General features: G+C 70.3%; 15 protein-coding genes and 1 pseudogene. 10 read left to right on the top strand and 6 right to left on the bottom strand.

Annotated features, from left to right (window positions below; translation table 11 throughout):
- Positions 1–19: 19 nt before the first annotated feature.
- Genes KZ829_RS44400 through KZ829_RS05205 form a run of 3 tightly spaced genes read left to right on the top strand, consistent with a single transcriptional unit; the run spans position 20 to position 4,559 of the window.
- Positions 20–2,878: a bifunctional glycosyltransferase/CDP-glycerol:glycerophosphate glycerophosphotransferase gene (locus KZ829_RS44400; protein ID WP_220142683.1), complete on the top strand. Its 2,859-nt coding sequence runs from the start codon at positions 20–22 to the stop codon at positions 2,876–2,878.
- A complete protein-coding gene (locus KZ829_RS44395; protein ID WP_220142682.1) occupies positions 2,871–4,019 on the top strand; it encodes a glycosyltransferase in 1,149 nt (382 codons plus the stop codon). Before KZ829_RS44400 ends, KZ829_RS44395 begins: the two co-directional genes overlap by 8 nt.
- Before the next feature lie 51 nt (positions 4,020–4,070).
- A complete protein-coding gene (locus KZ829_RS05205; RefSeq protein WP_220142681.1) occupies positions 4,071–4,559 on the top strand; it encodes an NUDIX hydrolase in 489 nt (162 codons plus the stop codon).
- Positions 4,560–4,683: 124 nt separating this feature from the next.
- Here KZ829_RS05205 and upp read toward each other — a convergent pair whose 3' ends face one another.
- Positions 4,684–5,316: a uracil phosphoribosyltransferase gene (gene upp, locus KZ829_RS05200; protein WP_220142680.1), complete on the bottom strand. Its 633-nt coding sequence runs from the start codon at positions 5,314–5,316 to the stop codon at positions 4,684–4,686.
- A 60-nt stretch (positions 5,317–5,376) separates the two neighbouring features.
- On the opposite strand from upp, the gene deoC reads away from it, so the two are divergent.
- From deoC to KZ829_RS43810, 7 genes and pseudogenes are all read left to right on the top strand, one after another.
- Positions 5,377–6,306, top strand: coding sequence for a deoxyribose-phosphate aldolase (gene deoC / locus KZ829_RS05195; protein WP_220142679.1), 930 nt, complete (start codon positions 5,377–5,379; stop codon positions 6,304–6,306).
- A gap of 52 nt (positions 6,307–6,358) precedes the next feature.
- Positions 6,359–7,783, top strand: a complete 1,425-nt coding sequence (locus KZ829_RS05190; protein WP_220142678.1) for an aldehyde dehydrogenase family protein — start codon at positions 6,359–6,361, stop codon at positions 7,781–7,783.
- Between the two features lie 10 nt (positions 7,784–7,793).
- On the top strand, positions 7,794–8,621 hold the full coding sequence (locus KZ829_RS05185) for an aldehyde dehydrogenase family protein (RefSeq protein ID WP_308285346.1): 828 nt from the start codon (positions 7,794–7,796) through the stop codon (positions 8,619–8,621).
- Between the two features lie 114 nt (positions 8,622–8,735).
- The gene (locus KZ829_RS05180) at positions 8,736–9,593 is read left to right on the top strand and encodes a SatS C-terminal domain-containing protein (RefSeq protein ID WP_220142676.1); all 858 of its coding nucleotides are present in this window, start codon (positions 8,736–8,738) and stop codon (positions 9,591–9,593) included.
- Positions 9,594–9,657: 64 nt separating this feature from the next.
- Positions 9,658–11,925, top strand: a complete 2,268-nt coding sequence (locus tag KZ829_RS05175) for a transposase (protein ID WP_308285344.1) — start codon at positions 9,658–9,660, stop codon at positions 11,923–11,925.
- A gap of 273 nt (positions 11,926–12,198) precedes the next feature.
- A pseudogene (locus KZ829_RS44800) lies at positions 12,199–12,501 on the top strand (HAD family hydrolase); the annotation flags it as partial.
- Positions 12,502–12,547: 46 nt separating this feature from the next.
- Complete coding sequence (locus KZ829_RS43810) at positions 12,548–12,682, top strand: hypothetical protein (RefSeq protein ID WP_281428033.1); 135 nt, start codon at positions 12,548–12,550, stop codon at positions 12,680–12,682.
- Positions 12,683–12,828: 146 nt separating this feature from the next.
- On the opposite strand, the gene KZ829_RS05165 is transcribed toward KZ829_RS43810, so the two are convergent.
- The 5 genes from KZ829_RS05165 to KZ829_RS05145 all read right to left on the bottom strand — a co-directional run bounded on the left by KZ829_RS05165 (position 12,829) and on the right by KZ829_RS05145 (position 19,327).
- The gene (locus KZ829_RS05165; RefSeq protein ID WP_183222624.1) at positions 12,829–13,416 is read right to left on the bottom strand and encodes a GTP-binding protein; all 588 of its coding nucleotides are present in this window, start codon (positions 13,414–13,416) and stop codon (positions 12,829–12,831) included.
- Position 13,417: 1 nt separating this feature from the next.
- Positions 13,418–13,798 (bottom strand): DUF742 domain-containing protein, encoded by a 381-nt coding sequence (locus tag KZ829_RS05160; protein WP_106315985.1) that lies wholly within the window; start codon positions 13,796–13,798, stop codon positions 13,418–13,420.
- Positions 13,799–13,930: 132 nt separating this feature from the next.
- Positions 13,931–14,335: a roadblock/LC7 domain-containing protein gene (locus KZ829_RS05155; protein WP_014447580.1), complete on the bottom strand. Its 405-nt coding sequence runs from the start codon at positions 14,333–14,335 to the stop codon at positions 13,931–13,933.
- Positions 14,332–17,754: a sensor histidine kinase gene (locus tag KZ829_RS05150; protein ID WP_220142675.1), complete on the bottom strand. Its 3,423-nt coding sequence runs from the start codon at positions 17,752–17,754 to the stop codon at positions 14,332–14,334. The genes KZ829_RS05155 and KZ829_RS05150 overlap by 4 nt, the downstream gene beginning before the upstream one ends.
- Positions 17,755–18,205: 451 nt before the next feature.
- Positions 18,206–19,327, bottom strand: coding sequence for an adenosine deaminase (locus KZ829_RS05145; RefSeq protein WP_220142674.1), 1,122 nt, complete (start codon positions 19,325–19,327; stop codon positions 18,206–18,208).
- Positions 19,328–19,330 lie beyond the last annotated feature (3 nt).

Below are 19,330 nucleotides of genomic sequence, written 5' to 3'. Positions count from 1 at the left end.
AGAAAGGACCACGTAAGCCGTGACCTCGCCCCAGCCCCGGCCCCCAGACGTCACAGTCGTGGTCATCGTCTACAACGACGCGGCCCGGATCGAGACCGCGGTCCGCTCGGTGCTGAACCAGTCGCTGCGCAGCCACGAGGTGATCGTCTGCGACGACCACAGCACGGACGGCACGCAGGCCGTGGTGGAGCGGCTCGTCGCGGAGCACCCGGACGTGGTGCGCTACATCCGGCTGGAGGCCAACTCGGGCCACTGCGGCGCGCCCCGCAACCGGGGTGTGGCGGCGGCCCGGGGCCGGTTCATCATGTTCCTGGACAGTGACGACACCCTGGACCCGCACGCCTGCCGCAACATGGTGGCGATGGCCGAGCAGTCGCACGCCGACATGGTCATCGGCCGTTGCGTCCGGCACGACGTGGCGACCGGCCGGGAGACCTCCTGGATGCCCTGGCTGGTCCAGAGCAAGGTGGTCTACGAGTCGCTGCACGACCAGCCCGAGCTGCTCTACGACGTGCTGTCGACCAACAAGCTGTACCGTCACGACTTCCTGACCCGGGAGAACCTGGTCTTCCTGGAGGACCGGCTGTACGAGGACAACCTGTTCTCGGCGCACGCGTACCTCGCGGCGAAGAAGATAGCGATCATCCCGCAGCGCATCTACACGTGGAACATCGAGCGCAAGGCGGCGAACCTCTCGATCACCCGCCGGGCCGCCGACATCCGCAACATCACCGACCGGATCATCGTCACCCGCAAGATCGACGACCTGCTGACCAAGCACGACGCCGGCGACCTGCGGTTGCAGAAGGACATCCGGTTCATCGAGAACGACCTGCGGGTGCACCTGGCCCGGCTCGGCACCCTCCCGGAGGAGAACCAGCGGGCCCTGGTCGACGCCGCCCGGCCCTACCTGGAGACCCTCCAGCCGGAGGCGTTCCGCCAGGCCAAGCCGCTGCCCGCGATGGCCGCCTACCTGGCCCGGCAGGGCGACTACCACGGTGTGGCCACGGTGCACGACTACATGGTCGGCAAGCCGTTCCAGCCGCACCTGACCGCCGATCTGGTGGTCCACGACGGCCGGGTGTACTGGTCGGACCGGCACCTGGACGACGAACTGGGCCGCGCGGTGCTGGACGTCACCGAGCTGGGCCTCCAGGACCGCCCGCTCAGCAAGCTGCGCCTGGGCGGCCGGATCGACAGCGTCCACCGCGACGGCGAGCTGGTCACCATCGCCGGTTCGTTCGGCAACCCGCTCGGCCGGATCACCGTCGAGTCGGCGCCGAAGGCGCAGCTGGTCTTCTCCGAGCGGCGCAGCAAGCGCCGGGTGTTCAAGACCAGGGCGCAGCTCGTCGTGGACGAGCAGCGGATCGGCTGGACGGTCACCTTCGAGCCGGAGAAGCTGCTGCGCCCGGTCGGTCTCATCGACCCCAACTACTCGGTCCGGCTGCACCTGGCCGTCGGCACCGACAGCGCCGACCTGGCCCTGTTCGCCGACGACGAGGTGACCGACGCGCTGCGGCTGCCGGCCCGGCCCAAGCTCACCCGCCTCACCGCCGACCTGCTCCAGGGCTACCGCACCGACAGCGGCAACGTGGCGCTGCGGCTGGACGCCGACGGCAGCGCCGCGAAGCTGGGCACCGCCGCGATCAGCGGGGTGCGCAACACCAGCATCGGCAGCCGCGCCTGGGAGCGGGCCGCCGAGTTGCAGACCTCGCTGCGCCAGCGCCGCAACAAGCGGGCCACCAAGCTGTCCTGGTACGAGAACGTCTTCCTGAGGATGCCGGTCAAGAAGGGCACGGTCGTCTTCGAGAGCCACATGGGCAAGCAGTTCTCGGACAGCCCGCGCGCCATCTACGAGGAGATGCAGCGGCAGGGGATCAAGTTCACCCCGATCTGGGTGTACGCGACTCATCCGACCGGTTTCCCGTCCGAGGCCAAGCTGGTCATGCGCAACTCGTGGGCGTATTTGCAGGCGCTCGGCCAGGCCGAGTTCTGGATCGACAACCAGGGCTTCCCGCACGACCTGCGCAAGCGGCCGGAGACCACGTACATCCAGACCTGGCACGGTTCGGCGTTCAAACGGATGGGCTTCGACGAGGCGACCATCAAGGCGCAGACCGAGACGCAGCAGCGCAAGTGGCAGTCGGCGATCGACCGGTTCGACTACTTCCTGGTCCGTTCCGAGCACGACGAGCGCACCCTGACCAAGGGCATGCGGGTCGGCGCCGAGTTGCTGCGCACCGGCTACCCGCGTAACGACGCGCTGGTCAACGGCGGCAACGAGAAGGAGCTCGCCAAGCTGCGCGAGAAGCTCGGGATCACCGACGGGCGGCGGGTGGTGCTCTACGCGCCGACGTTCCGGCCGGAGGAGATCAAACGGCGCTCCGGCCTCGAGCTGCCGTTCGACCTCGACGACTTCGTGCAGAGGTTCGGTGAGGACACGATCCTGCTGGTCCGCCCGCACTACCTCGTGTCGTTCGCGCTGCCGCCGGCGTACGGCCACTCGGTCCGTAACGTGGCGAACGTGCACGACGTGACCCCGCTGATGCAGATCTCCGACGCGCTGATCACCGACTACTCGTCGCTGATGTTCGACTACTCGCTGCTCGACCGGCCGATGATCTTCCACGTGCCGGACTACGACGACTATGTGGGCAGCAGCCGGGGGTCGTACTTCGATCTCGCCTCGACCGCGCCCGGTCCGCTCACCCGTACCTCGGAGGAACTGATCGCCGCCATCGCTGACCTGGACGGCAACGCCACCGCCTTCGCCGGCAAACGTCGCGAGTTCGTCGCCGAGTTCGGCGAGTACGACACCGGGCAGGCCGCCAAGGCCGTCGTCGACCACTTCTTCCGGACGGGTGACCGTCGTGGCTGAGCACCGGGACATCTTCATCGTCTGCAACACCGTGAACGAACTCGGCGGCCTGAACCAGTGGGCGCACGATGTCGCCCGGCTGTTCACCGCCCGCGGGCACCGGGTTCGGCTGATCGGTGTCGAGCCGGCCGTCAACGTCCGGGACTTCGGCAGCGAACTGCCGTACGAGACGATCACACTGCACGCCGAGCGGCTGCCGCGGCGGCGCAAGGTGACCGGGGTGGCCGCCCTGAGCCCCGGGTTCACCCTGCGGAACCGCAAACGGCAGCAGATCTTCGAGGGCGGAGTGCGACGGCTCAGCGAGATCCTCCGTACCGCCGGCCCCGGCGCCGTGGTGATCGCCGCCCAGGTGTGGGCCGGCGAGTGGGTGGCCGCCGCCGACACCACCGGCATGCAGGTCATCGGCATGTCCCACGAGTCCTTCGAGGCCTGCCGGGCCAGCAGCCGGTTCCAGCGGGTCCGCGAGTTCTACGACGGGATGGACATCCACCTGTCGCTGACCGACGCCGACGCGGACGCGTGGGCCCGGGCGGGCATGTCCAACGTGGGTGCCATGCCGAACCCCCTGATGATCACCCCACAGACCCTGCCCACGCTCAACGAGAAGACGGTCGTGACACTCGGCCGGCTCTCTCACGAGAAGGGCCTCGACATGCTCATCGAGGCGTGGGCGCAGGTCGGGCCGCGGCATCCGGACTGGCAGCTCAAGATCTACGGCGCCGGGCCGGACGAGCAGGCGCTGCGGGCGCTGGCCCGGGAGCACCGCCTCGACGACACCGCGCTGTTCCAGGGCAAGACCAGCGACATCGACACCGCGCTCAGCGCGTCGTCGATCTACGTGCTGCCGTCGCGCCAGGAAGGCTTCCCGATCGCCCTGATGGAGGCGATGGCGTACGGGCTGCCCACCGTGGCGTTCGACTGCGCGCCCGGCATCCGGGAGCTGATCGACGACGAGGTCAGCGGTGGCCTGGTCGTCACGCCCGGCAACGTGGGCGGGTTCGCGAACGGCCTGGGCCGCCTGATCGAGGACCACGATCTGCGGGTCCGCCTCGGTTCCGCGGGCCGCGAGTCGGTCCAGCGGTTCACCCCGGACAGCATCGTCGACCGCTGGGAGAGCCTCTTCGCGCTCCTGGACCGCTGACCACCGGACCGGCGCGGGTGGGGCTCCGGCCCGCGCCGGTAAGGTGCACCGGTGCAAGCGATCCTGGCCACCCTCGGTTACGTGTTCTCCCCGGACGGCTCGCGGGTGCTGATGATCCGGCGGGACGCCCGGCCGGACGACATCCACTACGGCAAGTTCAACGGCCTGGGCGGCAAGCTGGAGCCCGGCGAGGACGTGGTGGCCGGGATGCGCCGGGAGATCCACGAGGAGGCCGGGCTCGACTGCACCGGCCTCGACCTGGCCGGCACGATCTCCTGGCCCGGTTTCGGCCGGAACGGGGAGAACTGGTTCGGTTTCCTCTTCCGGATCACGTCCTGGACCGGCGACCCGCACACCGCCAACGACGAGGGCAGTCTGCACTGGGTCGAGGTCACCGACGTGCTGGCCGGAAAGATCCCGATGTGGGAGTCCGACCGGCACTTCCTCCCGCTGGTCTTCGCGGGCGAGCCCGCCGTCTTCCACGGCGTCATGCCGTTCTCAGCGGGCCAGGCCCTCTCCTGGAACTACACAACCCCATAAAACCAGTCATATCGTACGCACAAGGCCGCGACCTGCTGCCCACTCACGCCCGTGCCGCCCGCACCGGGCGTAGATCGGTGGTCCGGCTTCCGGGTACGGCCGTCGCCGTACCCGGAACGGGTTCTCAGAAGCGGCGCATGCCGCCGAATTGACGGTCGCCGGCGTCGCCCAGGCCGGGCACGATGTAGGCCTTCTCGTTGAGCCCCTGGTCGATCGACGCGGTGACCAGGCGCAGCGGCAGGCCGGAGTCCTTCAGCCGGTCGACGCCCTCGGGGGCGGCCAGCACGCAGCAGATGATGATGTCGGTGCAGCCGCGGTCGGCGAGCAGCCGGCAGCAGTGCAGCAGCGAGCCGCCGGTGGCCAGCATCGGGTCGAGAACCAGGACCGGCTGCCCGGTCAGGTCGCCGGGCAGCGATTCCATGTAGGCGCGCGGCTCGTGCGTCTCCTCGTCCCGGGCCAGGCCCACGAAGCCCATCGACGACTCGGGCAGCAGCGCGAGCGCGGCGTCGGCCATGCCCAGACCGGCCCGGAGCACCGGGACGATCAGCGGCGGGTTGGCCAGCCGGGTGCCCTCGGTCGGCGCGACCGGCGTCTCGATGGGGTACTTCTCGACGGCGAAGAGGCGGGCCGCCTCGTAGACCACCATCGTGGTGAGTTCGTGCAGCGAGGCACGGAAGACCCCGGAGTCGGTCTCGGTACGGCGCATCGCGGTGAGCCGGGTCTGAGCCAGCGGGTGGTCTACGACAAGGACATCCACGGCAACAACCTAATCGTTCCAACATGATCAACTGCTACGGGGTTGCGTAGAATCGTTCTCATGACTGTGACAGCGGCCGCTGAACTGTCCGATCTCCGCTCGTTCCTGCACGGCCTCCCCGGGGTCGACAAGGTGGGCGTCGAGGCGCGGGCGGCTGCGCTCGCGACCCGGTCGATCAAGACGAGTTCCAAGGCCAAGGCGATCGACCTGGCCATCCGGATGGTGGACCTCACCACGCTGGAGGGCGCCGACACCCCGGGCAAGGTGCGGGCGCTCTGCGCCAAGGCGAGGCGGCCCGACCCGGCCGACCCCAGTTGCCCGCCGGCCGCGGCGATCTGCGTCTACCCGGCGATGGTCAAGGTCGCCGCGGAGGCCCTGTCGGGTTCCGGAGTGCACCTGGCCAGCGTCGCGACCGCCTTCCCGTCCGGTCAGGCGCCGCTCGAGGTGAAGCTCGCCGACACCCGGGAGGCGGTCGCCGACGGCGCCGACGAGATCGACATGGTGATCAGCCGGGGCGCGTTCCTGGCCGGGGAGTACACGCGGGTCTTCGACGAGATCGCCGCGGTCAAGGAGGCGTGCGGCGGCGCCCACCTCAAGGTCATCCTGGAGACCGGTGAGCTGGCGACGTACGACAACATCCGCCGGGCCTCCTGGCTCGCGATGCTGGCCGGCGCCGACTTCATCAAGACCTCCACCGGCAAGGTGACGGTCAACGCCACCCTCCCGATCACCCTGGTCATGCTGGAGGCGGTCCGCGACTTCCGGGCCCGGCACGGGCGGATCATCGGGGTCAAACCGGCCGGCGGGATCAAGACCACCAAGGACGCGATCAAGTACCTCGTGCTGATCAACGAGACGGTGGGCGACGACTGGCTCAGCCCCGACCGGTTCCGGTTCGGCGCCTCCTCGCTGCTCAACGACCTGCTCATGCAGCGCACCAAGCTGACCACCGGCCACTACGCCGGTCCGGACTACTTCACCCTGGACTGAGTCATTCAAGGCGGCTCCGCCGCACTGCGGGAGAAACCCGTTAGGAAGAGGCATGTTCGAGTACGCACCAGCACCCGAATCCCGTTCCGTAGTAGACATCGCCGGGTCCTACGGGCTGTTCATCGACGGCGCCTTCGACGGCGGCAAGGACGGCAACGTCTTCAAGACGGTGAACCCGGCCACCGAGGAGGTGCTGGCCGAGGTCTCCGCGGCCGGCCCGGAGGACGTCGACCGTGCCGTGGCGGCGGCCCGCCGCGCCTTCGGCCCCTGGTCGGCCCTGCCCGGCGCCGAGCGCGCCAAGTACCTGTTCCGGATCGCCCGGATCATCCAGGAGCGCTCCCGCGAACTGGCCGTGCTCGAGTCACTGGACAACGGCAAGCCGATCAAGGAGTCGCGCGACGTCGACCTGCCGCTCGTGGCGGCACACTTCTTCTACTACGCGGGCTGGGCGGACAAGCTGGCGTACGCGGGCTTCGGCCCCGACCCGCGCCCGATCGGGGTGGCCGGCCAGGTCATCCCGTGGAACTTCCCGCTGCTCATGCTGGCCTGGAAGATCGCGCCCGCGCTGGCCACCGGCAACACCGTGGTGCTCAAGCCGGCCGAGACCACCCCGCTGTCCGCGCTCTTCTTCGCCGACGTGTGCCGCCAGGCCGAGCTGCCGCCGGGTGTGGTCAACATCGTGACCGGGGCCGGCGACACCGGCGCCTACCTGGTCCAGCACCCGGACGTGAACAAGGTGGCCTTCACCGGCTCCACCGAGGTGGGCCGGGAGATCGCCCGCGCGGCGGCCGGCACCGGCAAGCGGCTCACCCTGGAGCTGGGCGGCAAGGCGGCCAACATCGTCTTCGACGACGCCCCGATCGACCAGGCCGTCGAGGGCATCGTCAACGGCATCTTCTTCAACCAGGGGCACGTCTGCTGCGCGGGCTCGCGGCTGCTGGTCCAGGAGTCCGTCGCCGACGAGCTGCTGGCCTCGCTGAAGCGGCGGATGGCCACGCTGCGGGTGGGCGACCCGCTGGACAAGAACACCGACATCGGCGCGATCAATTCGGCCGCACAGCTCGCCCGCATTACCGAATTGTCGGAAATTGGCGCATCCGAGGGCGCCGAGCGCTGGTCGCCGGAGTGCACGCTGCCGGACCGGGGCTTCTGGTTCGCTCCGACGATCTTCACCGGGGTCACCCAGGCGCACCGGATCGCCCGCGAGGAGATCTTCGGCCCGGTGCTGTCGGTGCTCACCTTCCGTACGCCCGAGGAGGCCGTCGCCAAGGCCAACAACACTCCGTACGGGCTCTCCGCCGGCATCTGGACCGAGAAGGGCTCGCGGATCCTCGCCGTGGCCGACAAACTGCGGGCCGGTGTGGTGTGGGCCAACACGTTCAACAAGTTCGACCCGGCGTCGCCGTTCGGCGGCTACAAGGAATCCGGCTACGGCCGGGAGGGCGGCCGGCACGGCCTGGAGGCGTACCTTGCCTAAGTCATCTTCCGTGAAGGCCCCCGCTGAGCCGGGCCGGCTTTCCGTGCGCAAGACCTACAAGCTCTACATCGGCGGCGCCTTTCCTCGCAGCGAGTCAGGACGGACCTACCTGGTGGACGGCGACAACGTGGCGCTCGCATCCCGCAAGGACGCCCGGGACGCGGTGCTCGCCGCCCGGGCCGCCCAGCCCAAATGGGCCGGCGCCACGGCGTACAACCGGGGCCAGGTCCTCTACCGGATCGCCGAGATGACGGAGGCCCGGCGCGCCGAGTTCACCGCGCTGGGCGTGCGGTCCTCCGAGCTGTCGGCGGCCGTCGACCGCTGGGTCTGGTACGCGGGCTGGTCCGACAAGATCGCCCAGGTCGCCGGCGGCGCCAACCCGGTGGCCGGCCCGTTCTTCAACATCTCCGCCCCGGAGCCCACCGGCGTCGTCGCCGTGGTCGCCCCGCCCTCGCTGCTCGGGCTGGTCAGCGTGGTCGCCCCGGCGATCGTGACCGGCAACACGGTGGTCGTTCTGGCCGCCGGCCCGCAGGTGGCGATCACCCTGGCCGAGGTGCTGGCCACCTCGGACGTACCGGGTGGCGTGGTGAACCTCCTCACCGGCCGGTACGCGGAGACCGCACCGTGGCTCGCCTCGCACGACGACGTGAACGCCATCGATCTCACCGGCGTCGACCACCCCGACGTGGCCGTCGAGCTGGAACGCGCCGCGGCGGGCACGCTGAAGCGGGTGATCCGGCCGGTGACCGGCGGTGTCGACTTCACCGCCGACCCCGGGCTCCGGCCGATGACCGCTCTGCTGGAGACCAAGACCGTGTGGCACCCGAAGGGCTACTGACGACACCAGTTCGGATGGGCGCTGGGGACGGGGCGGTTGTCACACAGCGTTGCCGACTAGGGTGTGTGCCCAGAGTCACCCGTCCCGCCACCCCCAGATCACCCGGAGGTCACCGTGACCAGCCAGTCCGACGAGCCCGAGGCGTCCGCGCCGGTGGCCGAGAAGCCCTCGTCCGAGGGGACTTCCGGGCGGGAGCTTTGGGAGCAAGTCCGCGTCTCGCCGGTGGAGATCGCGCTGCCGGCCGGGGTGGCGCTGACCCTCCGGGCGTACCGGAAGGCGTCCGAGCTCACGCCCACCGAGGTCCAGGTCGATGAGGACGACCCCTTCGAGGCCCGCAAGAAGCGCGCCGAGGAGAAGGAGGAAGAGGTCATCGTCGACGAGGAGTACCAGGCGCTCCTCTCCGACGGCGATGCGGAGGAGGGCAAGTCCGCCGAGGAGCCGGATCCGGCTGACTTCGAGGAGGAGCCCGCGGCCCAGGCGGATGACGAGGAGGTGCCCATGTTCCTCAGTCACAAGGGCCGCCTGCTCGCCTTCAAGACGCCCGAGTCGCTCGTCTCCTTCCTTCGTTCGGGTGCTCCGCACGATCTCGCACAATTGGACACCTGGGGTGACCTGGCCGAGCGGGTAGAGTCGAGCGACATCGACCCGCAGCCGGAGGACCGCTACGAGCTCGACCTCGTGGTGGAGAACCTGCGCGGCGGCCATGACACGTGGGATCTGCCGCTGCTCATCAACGCCGGCGAGGTCGCCCGCGACCTGGGGTTCGCGCTTCGTATCAAGCCGGTGATCCTGGCGCTGTCGCCCGGTTCGCCTCTCGACGATCTCGACGAGTCCCTCCGAACCGCGGAGAAGGGCGGAATGGGCGGATTCTTCGGTCGCCGTCGATTGAAGAAAATCGGGGCACAACAGGCGAGCCTCGGTTGGCGTTCGGTGATCGGCAAGATCTCTGCCGCTGTGGACTGGCGTGACTGACCGATTACCAGGGAATATCAATCCTTGGCCACAGAGAAGCACTCCCGGGGAGGAGGACGACGCCGTGGCGCTCGTGCGCGTGTACTGCGGTCTCGCGTCGGCTGATGATTCGGTGCGTACGGCCTCGGCCGCACCACTGACCGTCGCCGTGGTGGACGACGCAGGCCGGCTGCTCGGCGTCCATGAGATCAGCGACGACCCGGCCGGCTACGCCCAGCTGGGGACGCTGCTCGTGGAGCGGACGACGGGCTTCAGCGACGCGGCGGTCGCCGCCGACAGCGACGACCACGTCGTGACGTCACTCCTCACCGCGGCGGGCCGGCCACTCGTGGTCGTCGACGACGACGACGCCGACGACTTCGCCGAACGCTTCTCTGACGACGACTCTCCCGAGGAGATCGCGGCGCCTGCGGCCGCCCGGCGGGCCGTCGGCCTGGCCCGGGCGCTGCAGGCCGGCGCGATCGCCGCGGTCACCCTGCCCGCTCCCCGGGAGCTCGTCAGCTACAAGCCGGTCCTCGCCGCCCACGTGGCGATGCTGGGCGGCCGGAACGCGGCGGCCGTCGCCCTGCGCGAGGTCCTCCGTGAGCTCTACCCGGCGGCCCTCCGGGCGTACCCGGATCCCGCCCACCCCGTCTGCCTGGCCGTTCTCGACGCGGTGCCCGAGCCCGGCCGGCTGACCGGCCGGGCCGGCGACTCCGACCAGGTTCTGCGGGAGATCACCGCGGAGCTGGTCCGGGCCGGCGCCGGGTCCTCCGGCGAGGTCGGCTCCGCCGTCACCGCCCTCCAGGTCGCGATCAGCGAGTCCCCGCGCCGGGGCGGCGTCAACAAGTCCCTCGCCCCGGCCGCGGCCGACGCGGTCCGCCAGGCGATCTCGGCCATCCGCTCCTGCGACGCCGCCTGCTCCGCCCTGGTCGGCACGCTCACCGCCCGGGCCACCCCGCCGCTCACCGGACCGAACGTGGGCCGTCGCGGCACCCGCCGCGGCACCGAGCCGCCCGCGCTCGAGCCCGTGCCGACCGGCGACAACGGCAGCCGCTTCGGCCGTCGTGGCCGCCCCGAGCCGGCCTCCACCGGCGCCGGCCCGGCCACGCCCCGCCCGATGACCGCGCCGCCGGTCGCGCCGGACCCGATCGGGCCGCCCCCGATGGCCCCGGCCGCGGCGAACGGCCTGCCCGGCCGCTCCACGAACCCGTTGAACCGCCCGGTCTCGGTGCCGCCGCCCCCGCCCGGCATGACCCCGATCACCCCGGGGTCCCGTCCGGCGCCGGCGACACGCAACCCGGCCCGCCCGTCCTCGGTGCCGCCGGTCCGCCCCACGTCGGTTCCGCCCGCCCGCCCGTCGTCGGTGCCGCCCGCTGCCGCGAGCACACCCGCCGAGGCCGGCGAGCCGTTCCGGCCCACCCTGGCCAACGCCGAGCTGAGCCGGGCCCGGTCGGAGCGGCGCACGGTCATCCCGCCGCGCCCGTCGACCACGCCCCGTCAGCAGCCGGCCGCCAACGGCACACCGGCCGGCCCCACCGACTTCAGCCTCCCGATGCCGGCCCAGCGGCCCGCCCAGGAGATGCCGGAGCCGGGTTCCCGGGCCAACTGGCCGCTGCTCAACACGGAGAAGGACGAGGCGCCCGTCGCCTCCTCGGTCAGCTCGCCGCCCGGTGGCCGCGTCCGGCCGCCGTGGCACGACATGCCGCAGGAGCCGCCCGCCCTGGAACTGCCCAAGGAGCCGGCGCTGCGTCTCGTCGACCAGGCGAAGAACGGCAAGCGCGCCCGCCTTCCCGGGCTCGACCAGATGGGCGGCGCCGCCGCCACCCCGCCGGTGCGCCGGCCGGACAGCGACGACCGCGGCCACAACGGCGGCAGGCTGACCGCCCTGGACCGCAGCTCCGCACCGCCGGTCCCGTCCGACAGCAGCGACGGCGACCTGCTGATCTTCGCGGCGGCCCGGTCGGCCTGGTTCACCGGCCACACCGACACCAACGACGACGTCACCTGGACCAACCCCAACGACAGCGGCTGGCGCGCCGCGGAGAAGGCGGCCACCCCGGCCGTCGCCGCGGAGACCTCGGCCGGTCTGCCCAAGCGGGTGCCACAGGCCAACCTGGTCCCCGGCTCCCCGCTGCGCGAGGAACGCCCGATTCGCATCGTCCGCGACGCCGCCTCGATCGCGGCACACACCACGGGCTACTTCCGTGGCTGGCGGCGCGGCCAGGAGATCGGCGGCTTCGCCATGGGCGGCCGTCCCGGGCGCGAGGCGGCCGGCGGCTGGGACTTCACCCGTGACGGCCAGCCCGCCGACGAATACCGCAACAACAGCGCGGGGTACGGCGGCCGCTGACCCCGCCCTGATCCCTCGGAGGGGCCGCGACCACCCGGTCGCGGCCCCTCCGCCGTTCCCCGGCCCGCTCCCGGCGCTCTGCTCGCCGGGTTGTGCCCCGAGTCGTGTCCTTCGCGGCGGGACGGCGTTGATGGGAGATGGAGTGGGCGGCAAAGCCCGGCGGTGCCGCACGGGCGGGACCCGGCAGCGGATCGCGGTGCGCCACGGTTCGGGGGTTGTGCGGTCGAGGACTGCTCAACCCGTACCGGTGAAGGGTTTTGTGATGATGGCGCGATGCGCGCGGTGATTTTCGATTTCTTCGGGACGTTGACGGATCCCGCGGCTGAGGCGCTGCGGCCGGGGACGTTCGGCGAGACGGCGGCGGCGCTCGGGGTGCCGGCGGAGGAGTTCCGGGCGGCGATGGTGGCGAGTTTCCCGCAGCGGATCGTGGGGGCGCTCGGCGGGACCCGGGAGACGCTCCGGACGATCGCCCACCGCTGCGGCGCCGAACCGGACGACGAACGGCTGGACCACGCCGTCGCGACGCACCACGCGGGCGCTGAGCGGGTCCGCACGCCGCGTAGGGGCGCCCTCGCGGTACTCGACCACCTCCGGGCCCAGGATTTCCGTCTGGGGCTTCTCAGTGCTCGTCACGAACGCCGCCTACCCGGGCGCTCCCGGGATGCGGGTGGACCCGGACACCTACCTCCCGGAGCACCGGATCGACGAGCTGAACGAGTTGATCCGGTTACTGGGAACGGCTTGTGACAACGGGTGACCGCTCATATACGATGACGAACGGCCGGAGAGCGCGCGAAAGCCCCGCACCGGCCAGTGGAGGGTCTCCACCGGCGGGACGGGGCTTTCGACCGTTGACTGGGTGCTGAGCCTCTCCAGTGGAGCGACTCGTCAGACGGTCTCTGCTCAGGCGGGCGCGGTCGCGCGGGTGCGACGCATCGTCAGCACATACTCGACAAGCGAGATGAGGACGTTCTTCGTCGACTCGCGGTTACGGGCGTCGCAGCTGACCACGGGCACGTCGCTCGAGATCGCCAGAGCGTCCCGCACGTCCTGCGCGTTGTGGTACTGCATGCCGTCGAAGCAGTTTATCGCCACCAGGTACGGCAGGCGGCGATGCTCGAAGAAGTCGATGGCGGCGAAGCAGTCGGCGAGCCGACGCGTGTCCACCATCACGACCGCACCGATGGCACCCCGGACCAGTTCGTCCCACATGAACCAGAACCGCGTCTGGCCGGGGGTACCGAACAGGTAGAGGATCAGGTCACGGTCGATGCTGATCCGGCCGAAGTCCATGGCCACGGTCGTGGTCATCTTGCCCGGCACCTGCCGGTTGTCGTCGACACCCACACCGGCCGAGGTCATAATCGCCTCGGTGGTCAGCGGGGTGATCTCCGAGACCGACCCCACCAGCGTCGTCTTACCGACGCCGAAGCCACCGGCGATGACAATCTTCGCCGATGTCACGCGTCCCGCAGCGGGACGGTGAGACATGTCAGAGCCTGCGAAGTCCACTCAGCACCCTTTCCAGCAGTTCCGTGCCTACCGCGTCGGTCTCATCCTCGAGCGAGGTGGGCTCGTACACAGCGACGAGGCCGTCAGAGGCCATGTCGGCGACGATCACACGTGCCACACCAAGCGGCAGTTGCATGCGAGCGGCGATCTCGGCCAGCGACTGAACTCGGCCGCCGTCGCACATCGCCGCGATGTACTGATGCTCGCTTCCACCCTGCCCGCCGCGGCTGATTCCAGAACGGCCGCGCACGGTTGTCTCGACCAGCGCTTCCAGCGCTATCTCAAGCTTCGGCCGGGTCCGACCACGGGTCATGGCGTACGGCCTGACCAGCGCGCCAGTCGGCTCATCGCGTTCAGGCATCGTCACCCTCAACCCCTTCCTCGGCCCCTCGAAGTGTATTGGTTCTCAAAGTTTTCACCAGTAGCCGGCCGAAGCCTGTCCGCGGCCGAAAACCCCGGATGAGCCCCTGATCGACTCCGGCTGACTGTCGCCTCAGCCCAGCACCCCGGCCGCGGAACGCGGCGCGGGGGTCAACGCCTCGCCGACGCGGTCGACCAGGAGGGCCATCTCGTAGCCGACCTGACCGACGTCGCAGCTGCGCGCCGCGAGCACCGCGAAGGAGGAACCGTCAGAAATGGACATGAGGAACAGGAATCCGTTGTCCATCTCGACGACCGTCTGAAGGACGGCGCCGCCCTCGAAGCATCGCGCGGCGCCCTGGGTAAGGCTTACCAGGCCGGACGCGATGGCCGCCAACTGGTCGGCACGGTCACGCGGAAGGTCCCGCGAGGCCGCCAGGAGCAGACCATCGGCGGAGACCGCGATCGCGTGCGCGACCCCGGGAACGCGGTCGGCGAAGTTGGCGAGAAGCCAACCGAGATCCTGCGTAGATGTCATGCCTCATGCTCCTTGCCAGCCTGCGAGGGCTGCTGCCCTCCCGGAGTGTCCTCCAGGTTGGTCGATTGTTCCTTGGTGCGACCGCGCTGAACACCGCGGTGGTACGCGGACAGCAGACCGCGAACCCCCTCAGGAGTACGGCGCTGGACGGAGGTACCGCCCCGGTCGACACCGCCGGGGACGAGTTGCGCCATCGGCGTACGTTTCGGCAGGCCCGCCGTGGTGGTCGAGTCGACCGGGGTCTCAGCGGCCGCACGGGCCGCCTGCCAGCCGTCGTCGGCCGCGGTCCGCCACGGGTTCGACGCGGGGGCCGCGCCGTTGCCGTAACCGGTCGCCGCCGTGGCCGGTGCACCAACACTAGCCGTGTCGAGGTTGCGGACCTCGGGCGATGCCGCCTGCTGCGGAACACCCGTGTTGCGGGTCGGCTCACCGGTCGGGATCCGCTGGGAGACCACCGACTCCTCACCGGTGCCGGAGACCTTGGGTTGACCGGCCTCGGCGCCGGGCGCCGTGGTGGTGAACCAGGCGGACTCGAGCTCCCGGAAGATCGGCAGCTCCATCGTCTCGTCGGCGAACGGAACCGCGCCCTCCCGGGCGGAGGCCATCTGGGCCGCGGCCGTGGCCTGCGCCTGGACCGGCGTGGTAACCGGCGGAGCCGACACCGGGATCGGTGCGGTCTGCGGGTTTGCCGGCGGCGCCACCTGCGGCTGGGGCTCGTAGTTCTCCGGACGGTACCGCGGGATCTCGGCCGTCATGTCGAGCGCGGCGGCCAGGTTCTCGGGCACGTGCGGGGCGGCCGGTTCGCGCTCGGCGGCGACCGGCGGCCAGGCCGGCGGCGCTGCCGCGAACGGATTGCGCTGGTCTGCGGGCGAGACCGGCGAGGCCGAGATCGGCTCGATCGGGGCCGCCGAGTACGGGGCCGCCGACACCGGAGGCGCGGAGACCGGCGGCATCGGAGGCGCCGAGACCGGCGGCATGAACGAGTTCGGGTTGGCGGGCAACTGCCGCGGTATCGTCGCGCCGAAGCCGTTGGTGTCGCTCTCCGGCCGCTGGTACTCACTGTTGCGGCGCTGGGCCAGCTCGTCCAGGCCGGCGAAGCCCTGCGGACCGGACGGCAGCGGAGGGATGACCTCGTTGCTGCGCGGGCCGTGGAAGCCGTTCGCCAGGCCGTTGCCGTTGCCGTTGAAGCCGCCACCACCGTTGTGGCCGCCGGCGTTGAACCCGCCGAAGCCGGCCGGAGCCGCGCCGGTCAGGTCGGACCACGCCGGGACCGAACCGTTGGAGCCGTTGGAGCCGGGGTAGCCGTTGGAACCGGGGTAGCCGCCGTTGCCGCTGCTCTCCAGAGCCAGAGGCTCGCCGAAGCCGCCGGGCAGGCCGGGGCCGGGACCACCGTCGAACGAGCCACGCCCCTGGACCTGGGCGGTCGCGGCGGTGGCCAGAACCGAGATGGGCAGGCCCACCTCGGCGACGGTGCCGCGCTCGCGGTCGGCCGGTCGCAGCTCCACCCGAACGGCATGGCGGTTGGCCAGCCGGGCGACCACGACGAGGCCCATCATCCGGGAGACGGCCACGTCCACCGTCGGCGGGTTGGCGAGCCGCTCGTTGAGGTCGCGGAGCTGCTCGCGGCTGATGCCGATGCCGTGGTCCTCGACGGTCAGCACGGCGTTGTCACCGACGCGCCGGGCCTCGACCAGAACGTTGGAGTTCGGCGGGGAGAAGGCGGTCGCGTTGTCGAAGAGCTCGGCGACCAGGTGGACCATGTCGTTCACGGCGTGCGCCGCGACCTCGATATCCCGGTCGATCATGCCGAACTCGATGCGGGTGTAGTGCTCGACCTCGGACTGGGCGGCACGGAGCACGTCGATCAGAGCGGCCGGCTCGCGCTGCACACGGGTCGAGTCGGCGCCCGCGAGAACCAGGAGGTTCTCGTCGTTACGACGCATTCGGGTGGCCAGGTGGTCGAGCTGGAAGAGCTCGGCCAGCCGGTCCGGGTCCTCCTCGCCGCGCTCCAGCCGGTCCAGGTGACCGATGAGCCGGTCGACCAGGATCTGCGAACGGCGGGCGAGGTTGACGAACATCGTCGCGACGGAGGCACGGAGTGCGGCCTGCTCGGCCGCCGTCCGCACGGCCTCGAGGTGAACCGCGTTGAACGCCTCGGTCACCTGCCCGAACTCGTCCCGGCTGCGCACCGGGAGGGGCTCGGCGATCTGGTCGGCGACCTGGGCCGGGGTGAGCGACGCGGAGAGCGCCGGGTCACGCAGCCGGCTGACCGCGTGCGGCAGGCCGAACTGGGCGACCGCGAGGGCACCCTGACGCAGCTCCCGCAGCGAGCGGGCCATCGACCGGGCGACCAACCAGGCGAACAGGATGGCCAGCAGCAGCATGCCGAGCAGGATGCTGGTCTCCAGGAAGACCTGCTGGTTCGTCTCGTCCCGCAGGTCGGTGGCGTCGGCCACGATCTGCTTGTCGAGCGAGGTCTCCACCTGACGGAAGAGGGTGTTGTACCCGGCGAGGGCCTCTTCCCACTCCGCCGAGTTGAACTGGATCTTCCGGATGTTGTCACCCTGGAGGGCCATGAGCGGGATGCTCAGGTTCTCCGCCTGCTGCCGCAGCTTGCCGACGACGGTGTTGTCGAAGAGCTCCTGCTCGTCGGCGGTGCCGACCGCCTTCATCGTCTCGGTGGCGAGGAGGTAACCGGTCTGGGTCTCCAGGAACTCCTGCCGGAGTTTCGGGTTGAACTCGCCGACCCCGACGACCTGCTGGCCGATGAAGCGCTGCTGGGCGATGTAGTCCTTGGCCTGGGCGACCGCGGCCACCATCCGGAGGTGGTTGCTCAGCTCCGGGTCGATGGCGAGCTGCGCCGACGCGTCACGGACCTGGAGCAGGTCGTTGATGAGCGCGTCGTAGGTCTTCGTGATGTTGCTGAGGTCCTCGCCGCCCTTGGCCGCCCGGCTCCGGAAGGTGGTCAGGTCGACGAGGTTACGGTCCAGGCGAACGATCAGCTTGCCGACGTTCTCCGGGACATCCTCGAGGACCTGCTTCTGCTGGAGGTAGGGCTCCTTGGCCGCGTCCACCTGGGCGTGCTCGTTGTTGTAGAGCTCCACGGCGGTCTGGAAACCGGCCGGGTTGGTGGCCTTCGGCGCGGTGTTGATCATGATGGCGAACGTGCGCTCGGCCTGAAGGTGGTCGACCAGACCACCGGCGGCCTGTGACAGCACCGAGAGGGTGCGCGCGCGCTCCGCGTTACTGGCTTCGTCGATGTGGTCCACAAGGCCGTTGACACCGACGATGATCGTAGCCACCGTCGGAACCAACATGATCAAGCCTAGTTTTGACCAGATCGGTAGGTCTCGGAGCCGACCCGCAGGTCGACTGAGACGCGACATGACGCCATTCGCGCTGTTGGGGCGCTTGCTCACGTCACCGTCCTCCTGATTCGGGCCCGGCATTCGGCTCGCCGGGCACCGCACACGGCCGACTCGCCGACGTCGGGCCCCCGAGATTCCATCACGACAAGTGTCAAAGAGAAAGAGCAGCCGGACACGGACCGGTTGTGTGACGCGATGTTGCAACCTCGTAGTTGGACATCGCCGGTCCTTTATCACTGCCTGTGGAGCTGTGCATCTCTCAAGGTCACTTACTCGGTCGGCACGGCGTGGGGGGTGGGTGCAGGCCGACCGGGTCCCGATCGTAGTCGATCGGGATAACAGTCACGATGACTCGGTTCCCCGCGATCGACAAGGCGAGATGCCGGATTATGCCGACTTTGCAGGCGGCAGTCTAGCCGAACGGCGAGGTTCGCAAGGCTGACGGTCGATTTCTTTTGACGTACGTTCGTTCAGATCCAGGAATATCCGACAAGTCCTAATCTCAGCTCAGCAACTTGGCGTACGCCGGCTTGATCACCTCATTGATCAACACCAACCGCTCGTCGTACGGGATGAAGGCGGATTTCATGGCGTTGATCGTCAGCCACTGCAGTTCCATCCAGCCCCACCCGAACGATTCCGTCAGCAGAGTCATCTCCCGTGACATCGAGGTGCCGCTCATCAACCGGTTGTCGGTGTTGACCGTGACCCGGAACCGGAGGTCGTGCAGCAGCTTGATCGGGTGCTCGGCGATCGACGGGGCGGCGCCGGTCTGCACGTTCGACGACGGGCACAGCTCCAGCGGGATCCGCTTGTCCCGGACGTACGCCGCGAGCCGGCCCAGCACCGGCGGCGCGGCGTGGGTGCCCCCGGTCGTGGTGACCGCGCTCGGCTCGGCCGCGGTGACCGTGATGTCGTCGATGATGCGCACCCCGTGACCCAGCCGGTCGGCGCCGCACCACTGGATCGCCTGCCAGATCGACGGCAGCCCGAAGGCCTCGCCCGCGTGGATGGTGAAGTGGAAGTTCTCGCGCTGGAGGTACTCGAAGGCGTCCAGGTGCCGGGTGGGCGGGAAACCGGCCTCCGCGCCGGCGATGTCGAAGCCGACCACGCCGGTGTCCCGGTAGCGGACGGCCAGCTCGGCGATCTCCTGCGAACGGGCGGCGTGCCGCATCGCGGTGAGCAGGGTGCCGACCCGGATGGGCGTGCCGAGCGCCTCCGCCTCGGCGCAGCCCTCGCGGAACCCGGCGTGCACGGCCTCGACCACCCGGTCCAGGGTGAGACCGCGCTCCAGGTGCTGCTCCGGCGCGTACCGGACCTCGGCGTAGACCACGCCGTCGGCGGCCAGGTCGAGCGCGCACTCCCTGGCGACCCGGTGCAGGCCCTCCTCGGTCTGCATCACCGCCACGGTGTGCGCGAACGTCTCCAGGTACCGTTCCAGCGAGCCGGAGTCGGCCGCCGCGGCGAACCACTCGCCGAGCCGCCCGGGATCCGTGGTGGGCAGTTCGTGACCCACCGCGGCGGCGAGCTCCACGATGGTGGCCGGCCGCAGCCCGCCGTCCAGGTGGTCGTGCAGGAGAACCTTCGGGGCCTTGACGATGTCGGAGTGTGCGATGCCAACCATCAG

This window comes from Actinoplanes hulinensis, from assembly GCF_019429605.1.
Classification (GTDB): domain Bacteria; phylum Actinomycetota; class Actinomycetes; order Mycobacteriales; family Micromonosporaceae; genus Actinoplanes; species Actinoplanes campanulatus.
Note: the sequence above shows the minus strand (reverse complement) of the source record. Positions and strands in the feature narration are given on the sequence as shown.

Excerpts from the sequence above, each read along its gene's own strand:
- deoC (WP_220142679.1), top strand. The coding sequence starts at position 5,377 with ATGACTGTGACAGCGGCCGCTGAACTGTCCGATCTCCGCTCGTTCCTG.
- KZ829_RS05155 (WP_014447580.1), bottom strand. The coding sequence starts at position 14,335 with ATGACATCTACGCAGGATCTCGGTTGGCTTCTCGCCAACTTCGCCGAC.
- KZ829_RS05145 (WP_220142674.1), bottom strand. The coding sequence starts at position 19,327 with ATGGTTGGCATCGCACACTCCGACATCGTCAAGGCCCCGAAGGTTCTC.
- KZ829_RS05160 (WP_106315985.1), bottom strand. The coding sequence starts at position 13,798 with ATGCCTGAACGCGATGAGCCGACTGGCGCGCTGGTCAGGCCGTACGCC.
- KZ829_RS05165 (WP_183222624.1), bottom strand. The coding sequence starts at position 13,416 with ATGTCTCACCGTCCCGCTGCGGGACGCGTGACATCGGCGAAGATTGTC.
- KZ829_RS05190 (WP_220142678.1), top strand. The coding sequence starts at position 6,359 with ATGTTCGAGTACGCACCAGCACCCGAATCCCGTTCCGTAGTAGACATC.